Source organism: Streptomyces himastatinicus ATCC 53653 (assembly GCF_000158915.1).
In the GTDB taxonomy this organism is placed as follows: Bacteria; Actinomycetota; Actinomycetes; order Streptomycetales; family Streptomycetaceae; genus Streptomyces; species Streptomyces himastatinicus.
The window spans coordinates 1,546,475-1,552,964 of sequence record NZ_GG657754.1 but is presented as its reverse complement, the minus strand read 5'-3'; the positions used below and the strand labels follow the sequence as shown (position 1 = coordinate 1,552,964).

The following is a 6,490-nucleotide window of genomic DNA, read 5'->3' as shown; positions in this document are numbered from 1 at the left end:
TGCTGCGCACCGCCCGGTTCGTCGCGACCATCACCTACGGCACCACCGAGGCCGCCGAGCGTGCCGGTGCCCGGGTGCGGGGCATCCACCGGCGGATCTCCGTCACCGACCCCGGCACCGGCGCCCGGCACGCCGTGGACGAGCCCGCCCTGCTGCTGTGGGTGCACTGCGCCGAGGTCGCCTCGTACCTGCATGTCGTACGCCGCTCCGGCTACCCCCTCACCGACGGCCAGGCGGACGCCTATGTGGCCGAGAACCGGGAGTCCGCCCGCCTGGTCGGGCTCGACCCCGCCGCCGTCCCGGGCGATACCGCGGAACTGCGCGCGTACTTCGCGAGGGTGCGCCCCGAACTCGCCGCCACCCCCGAGGCCCGCGAGGTCGACGCCTTTCTGCGCAGGCCCCCGGTGCACGCCGCGCTCGTCCCGGCGCGCGACCTGATCTGGGGGCGCTTCGCCGCGCTGGCCTACGCCTCCCTGCCGCGTTACGCCCACGCGCTGTACGGACGCCCCGCGCCCGCCCCCGCCACCGTCACCCGCCGTCTGCGGGCGACGGGACGGGTGCTGCGGTGCGTCCCGTCCACGGTGCGCTGGCAGTTGCCGCCGAAGCACATCCTGCGGGCGGTGGAGCGGCTCGGCCCGGGGACGCGCCCCTCGCCCCGCAAGCTCCATGCCGGGTAGCCGGGGCGATCACGCCGTGCTAATCCAGAGGACATGCCTCACAGCGATGCCAGCGATGCCAGTGATGCCTATGACGTCGTCATCGTCGGCGGCGGCCACAACGCCCTGGTCGCCGCCGCCTATCTGGGCCGGGCGGGGCGCAGCGTGCGGGTGCTGGAGCGGCTCGGCCACACCGGCGGCGCGGCCGTGTCCACACGGCCCTTTGCCGGGGTGGACGCCCGGCTCTCGCGCTACTCGTACCTGGTCAGCCTGTTGCCCGGGCGCATCGTCGACGACCTGGGTCTGCGGTTCGCGGTCCGCAAGCGGTCCGTCTCCTCGTACACCCCCACCGTCCGGGGCGGGCGGCCGACCGGGCTGCTGGTGGAGACCGGCGGCGGGGCCAGGACCCGGGAGGCGTTCGCGCGGCTGACCGGCGGGGAGCGGGAGTACGCGGCCTGGGAGCGGTTCTACGCGATGACGGGGCGGGTCGCCGAGCGGGTGTTCCCGACGCTGACCGAGCCGCTGCCGGACCGGGCCGCGCTGCGCGCCCGGATCGGGGACGACGTGGCGTGGGAGACGCTGTTCGAACGGCCGCTGGGGGAGGCGGTCGAGGCGGCGTTCGAGGACGACCTGGTGCGGGGCGTGGTGCTCACCGACGCGCTGATCGGCACCTTCGCCTCCGCCCATGACCCTTCGCTGGCGCAGAACCGCTGCTTCCTGTACCACGTGATCGGCGGCGGCACCGGCGACTGGGACGTGCCCGTGGGCGGCATGGGCGCGTTCACCGACGCGCTCGCGCACGCGGCGAGCCTGGCGGGCGCGCGGATCGCCACCGGCTGCGAGGTGACGGGGATCGTCACCGACGGGACGTCGGCCGAGGTGGCTTACGTCGACCAGGACGGCGAACACGTCGTGGGCGCCCGCCACGTACTCGTCGGGGCCGCCCCGCGCGAGCTGGCGCGGCTGCTCGGCGAGGAGCCGCCCGCCCCGCCCGCCGAGGGCGCGCAGCTGAAGGTGAACATGCTGCTGCGGCGGCTGCCCGCGCTGCGCGACCCCGGGGCGGATCCGCGCGAGGCGTTCGCCGGGACGTTCCACATCGCCGAGGGCTACGGCGACTTGGAGGCGGCGTACCGGCAGGCGGCCGCGGGGGAGCTGCCGCGGCGGCCGCCGTCGGAGATCTACTGCCACTCGCTGACCGACCCGTCGATCCTCGGTCCGGACCTGGCCGCGCGGGGCTACCAGACCCTGACCCTGTTCGGGCTGCACACCCCCGCCCGGCTGTTCGCCGACGACCCGGAGGGGACCCGGGAGGCCCTGCTGCGGGACACCCTCGCCCAGCTGGACGCCCATCTCGCCGAGCCGATCGCCGACTGCCTCGCGTACGACGCCGACGGCAGGCCGTGCATCGAGGCGAAGAGCCCGCTGGACCTGGACCGCGAACTGCGGCTGCCGGGCGGGAACATCTTCCACCGCGAGCTGGCCTTCCCGTACGCCCAGGAGGGCACCGGCCGCTGGGGCGTGGAGACGCGTCACGCCAATGTGCTGCTGTGCGGCGCGGGCGCGGTGCGCGGCGGCGGGGTCAGCGGCATCCCCGGCCACAACGCGGCGATGGCGGTGCTGGGGAAGTGACCCCGGCACCGAGACAATCCGACCGAGCCAATCTGACGTTCCGTCAGAAAAACTCTTCCGCTCCCCGGTCCCCTGCGGCATCCTGCCCCGCATGAAGACGGAGCTGAGCACAAGGCTGGGTGTCGAGCACGCCATCTTCGGCTTCACGCCGTTCCCCGCCGTGGCCGCGGCGATCACCCGCGCGGGCGGGTTCGGCGTGCTCGGCGCGGTCCGCTACGCCGCGGGCGAGGACCTCGCCCGCGACCTGGACTGGATGCAGGAGCACACCGACGGCAAACCGTACGGCCTCGACGTCGTGATGCCGGCGAAGAAGGTCGAGGGGGTCAGCGAGGCCGACATCGAGGCGATGATCCCGCAGGAGCACCGGGCGTTCGTCCAGGAGACGCTGGCCAAGCACGGGGTGCCCGAACTGGCCGAGGGTGAGGCGTCCGGCTGGCGGATCACCGGCTGGCTGGAGCAGGTCGCCCGCAGCCAGCTCGACGTCGCGTTCGACTACCCCGTCAAGCTGCTGGCCAACGCACTCGGCTCGCCGCCCGCCGACGTCGTCGCCCGCGCCCACGACCACGGCATCCTCGTCGCCGCGCTGGCCGGCAGCGCCCGCCACGCCCGCCACCACCAGGACGCGGGCCTCGACATCGTCGTCGCCCAGGGCTACGAGGCGGGCGGCCACACCGGCGAGATCGCCTCCATGGTGCTCACCCCCGAGGTCGTCGAGGCCGTCGACCCGCTGCCCGTGCTCGCCGCGGGCGGCATCGGCAGCGGCGAACAGATCGCCGCCGGGCTCGCGCTCGGCGCCCAGGGCGTATGGCTCGGCTCGATCTGGCTCACCACCGAGGAGGCCGAACTGCATTCGGCCGCGCTCACGAACAAGCTCCTCGCCGCCGGATCCGGCGACACCGTGCGCTCCCGCGCCCTCACCGGCAAGCCCGCCCGCCAGCTGCGCACCGCCTGGACGGACGCCTGGGACGATCCGCAGGGCCCGGGCACGCTGCCGATGCCGCTCCAGGGGCTGCTGGTCGCCGAGGCCGTCTCGCGCATCCAGAAGTACGAGGTGGAACCGCTGCTCGGCACCCCGGTCGGGCAGATCGTGGGCCGGATGACCTCCACCCGCAGCGTGCAGGCCGTCTTCGACGACCTGACCCGGGGCTTCGAACGTGCCATCGACCGCGTCAACCGCATCGCCGGACGCGACTGAAGCGGGACCGGACGGGACTGAAGCGGGACTAGAGGAAGGCGACGACCGATGACCGCCACGACCAGCGACCCCACCCACACCATCCCCGTCGGCTTCTGGGCCCAGGCCGCGAGCGAACCCGACCGCGTCGTCCTCGTCGCCCCCGACGGCGAGGAGTGGACCGCCGCCCGGCTGCACGCCGCGTGCAACCAGCTCGTCGGCGGGCTGCGCGCCGCCGGGCTCCGGCGCGGCGACGCCTTCGCCGTCGTCCTCCCCAACGGGGTCGAGTTCTTCACCGCCGCGCTCGCCGCCACCCAGGCCGGGCTCTACCTCGTGCCCGTCAACCACCACCTGGTCGGCCCCGAGATCGCCTGGATCGTCTCCGACTCGGGCGCCAAGGTGCTGATCGCCCACGAACGCTTCGGCGCCCAGGCCGCCCTGGCCGCCGACGAGGCCGGGCTGCCCGCCACCCACCGCTACGCGGTCGGCGCCGGCGTTGCTGTCGACGGGTTTCGCCCGTACGCCGAACTCCTCCAGGGACAGCCGGCGGACCCGCCCGCCGACCGCGAACTGGGCTGGGTCATGAACTACACCTCCGGTACGACGGGACGCCCGCGCGGCATCCGGCGCCCGCTGACCGGAAAGCTCCCCGAGGAGAGCCATCTCGGCGGCTTCCTGCGCTTCTTCGGCATCCGGCCCCGCGCCGAGGAGCCCGACCACATCCACCTGGTGTGCTCACCGCTCTACCACACGGCCGTCCTCCAGTTCGCGTCCTCGTCCCTGCACATCGGCCACCCCCTGGTGCTCATGGACAAGTGGACGCCGCAGGAGATGCTGCGGCTCATCGACGCCTACCGCTGCACCCACACCCATATGGTGCCCACGCAGTTCCACCGGCTGCTCGCCCTCCCCGAGGAGTTACGGGAGTCCTACGACGTCTCCTCGATGCGCCACGCCATCCACGGCGCCGCGCCCTGCCCGGACCACGTCAAACGCGCCATGATCGACTGGTGGGGCGGCTGCGTCGAGGAGTACTACGCGGCGAGCGAGGGCGGCGGCGCCTTCGCCACCGCCGAGGACTGGCTGAAGAAACCGGGAACGGTCGGCAAGCCCTGGCCCATCAGCGAAATCGCCGTCTTCGACGACGACGGACGGCAACTGCCGCCCGGTGAACTCGGCACCGTCTACATAAAGATGAGCACCGGCGGCTTCAGCTACCACAAGGACGAGGGCAAAACCCGCAAGAACCGCATCGGGGACTACTTCACCGTCGGCGACCTCGGCCTCCTCGACGAGGACGGCTATCTCTACCTCCGCGACCGCAAGATCGACATGATCATCTCGGGCGGGGTCAACATCTACCCGGCCGAAATCGAGTCCGCGCTGCTCACCCACCCCGCCGTCGCCGACGCCGCCGCCTTCGGCATCCCGCACGACGACTGGGGCGAGGAGGTCAAGGCGGTCGTGGAACCCGCCCCGGGCCACACCCCGGGACCGGAGCTGGCGGCCGCGATCCTCGACCACTGCGCGGAGCGGCTCGCGGGCTACAAGCGCCCCAAGTCCGTCGACTTCATCGCGGAGATGCCTCGCGACCCCAACGGCAAGCTCTACAAGCGGCGGCTGCGGGAGCCCTACTGGGACGGTCATGAGCGACCCGTGTGACAGGGGTGGTCCCCAGCCGTATCGGCCGTATCCTCTGCCCCATGCACACACTTGACAGTGTCGAGGTGGACGGGGTCGAGCTGACGTACCGGGTGTGGGGTACCGCGGGCGCCCCACCGGTCCTGCTGCTGCACGGCCTTGGCGAGGACGGCGTCGACTGGCTCGCCATAGCGCCGCGCCTCGCCCCGGGCCGCCGGGTGTACGCGCTCGACCTGCGCGGCCACGGCTCCAGCGACTGGCCGGGGGAGTACGCCCTGGAACTGCTGCGGGACGAGGTCGCCGGGTTCCTCGCGGCGATGGGGCTGGAGCGCGTCACGCTCATCGGGCACTCCTACGGCGGCGTGGTCGCCTACCTCGTCGCCCAGCGCTTCCCGCAGCTGACGGAGCGGCTGGTGATCGAGGACGCCCCGCCGCTGCTGCCCCAGGACCCGCCGCTGGAGGTGCCGCCGCGCCCGACCGGGCGGATGGCCTTCGACTGGGCGGTGAAGACGCAGTTCACCGCCCAGCGCAACGCCCCGGACCCGGGCTGGACCGAGGGGCTCTCGGCCATCACCGCGCCCACCCTGGTAATAGGCGGCGGCCCGGCCAGCCACATCCCGCAGGAGCTGCTGGCCGACCTGGCGGAGCGCATACCCGACTGCCGCCTGGTCACCATCGATGCGGGCCACTGCGTCCACCAGAACCGCCCCGAGGAGTTCCTCGACGCCCTGGCGGCGTTCCTGGAATAGGCCGTACGGACCTACGGGGTCGGCGGGCTCCAGTGGCCGAAGTCCGGGCGGACCCAGGGGAGTCCGGCGCGCTCACAGCCACGCCGCAGCTCCTGGGCGTCGGGCACGTGCCCGCTCTCCTTGCGGATCACCTGACCCGACGGCGACCACACGTACAGCGCGCGCTCCCCGTTGTCGTACGCCTCCACGGCGATGCCGCCGATCGTCGCGCGGTCGTGCCCCCACTGCGTAGCGCCCTTGCCGCCGCGCCCCGCCAGCCGGATGCCGTCCGGGCCGAGGACGAAACCGGGCCGGCGCAGATCGTGGAACCAGCCCGCCAGCGCCCCGATCGCCATGCCCGCGGGCAGCCCCCAGACCAGCCAGGACATTCCGCCGCCCACGAGGTGGCGCAGCTTGAAGCCGAGGACCCCGGCCACCGCCGCCCCGGCGGTCACCCCACCGAGGTAGTACCAGAGGCGGGTGGCGGCGGGCAGCGGAACGACCACCGGCTCGCCCCCGGAGGGGGACGGCGGCGGGGGCGGGGCCTGCGGCGCGGGACGGGCCGGGGCCGGGTGCGCGGCGCCCGCTGCCTGGGAGGCGTACGCGGTCGTGGCGTACGCGTCGTACTCCGGGGCGGGTGGCTGGCCGGGGGCACGATGGCT

The 6,490-nt window shown here is 73.6% G+C and carries 5 protein-coding genes and 1 pseudogene; 5 read left to right on the top strand and 1 reads right to left on the bottom strand.

Annotation, left to right across the window (positions count from 1 at the left end):
• The 5 genes from SSOG_RS05880 to SSOG_RS05860 all read left to right on the top strand — a co-directional run.
• A partial coding sequence (locus SSOG_RS05880; protein ID WP_039936675.1) for an oxygenase MpaB family protein occupies positions 1-677 on the top strand: 677 nt, incomplete at its 5' end.
• Between the two features lie 33 nt (positions 678-710).
• Positions 711-2,285 (top strand): phytoene desaturase family protein, encoded by a 1,575-nt coding sequence (locus SSOG_RS05875; RefSeq protein WP_009713291.1) that lies wholly within the window; start codon positions 711-713, stop codon positions 2,283-2,285.
• 91 nt (positions 2,286-2,376) lie between these two features.
• Positions 2,377-3,480, top strand: a complete 1,104-nt coding sequence (locus tag SSOG_RS05870) for an NAD(P)H-dependent flavin oxidoreductase (RefSeq protein ID WP_039936673.1) — start codon at positions 2,377-2,379, stop codon at positions 3,478-3,480.
• A gap of 48 nt (positions 3,481-3,528) precedes the next feature.
• Positions 3,529-5,121 (top strand): acyl-CoA synthetase, encoded by a 1,593-nt coding sequence (locus SSOG_RS05865; RefSeq protein ID WP_009713289.1) that lies wholly within the window; start codon positions 3,529-3,531, stop codon positions 5,119-5,121.
• A gap of 41 nt (positions 5,122-5,162) precedes the next feature.
• Positions 5,163-5,849 carry an alpha/beta fold hydrolase gene (locus tag SSOG_RS05860; protein WP_039940681.1) on the top strand — a complete coding sequence of 229 codons (687 nt, stop codon included), beginning with the start codon at positions 5,163-5,165 and terminating at the stop codon, positions 5,847-5,849.
• Positions 5,850-5,860: 11 nt separating this feature from the next.
• Here SSOG_RS05860 and SSOG_RS05855 read toward each other — a convergent pair.
• Positions 5,861-6,490: pseudogene (locus tag SSOG_RS05855) on the bottom strand (hypothetical protein); the annotation flags it as partial.

Bases quoted from the DNA above. Each gene is read 5' to 3' on its own strand.
- SSOG_RS05865 (WP_009713289.1), top strand. From the start codon at position 3,529: ATGACCGCCACGACCAGCGACCCCACCCACACCATCCCCGTCGGCTTC.
- SSOG_RS05870 (WP_039936673.1), top strand. From the start codon at position 2,377: ATGAAGACGGAGCTGAGCACAAGGCTGGGTGTCGAGCACGCCATCTTC.
- SSOG_RS05860 (WP_039940681.1), top strand. From the start codon at position 5,163: ATGCACACACTTGACAGTGTCGAGGTGGACGGGGTCGAGCTGACGTAC.
- SSOG_RS05875 (WP_009713291.1), top strand. From the start codon at position 711: ATGCCTCACAGCGATGCCAGCGATGCCAGTGATGCCTATGACGTCGTC.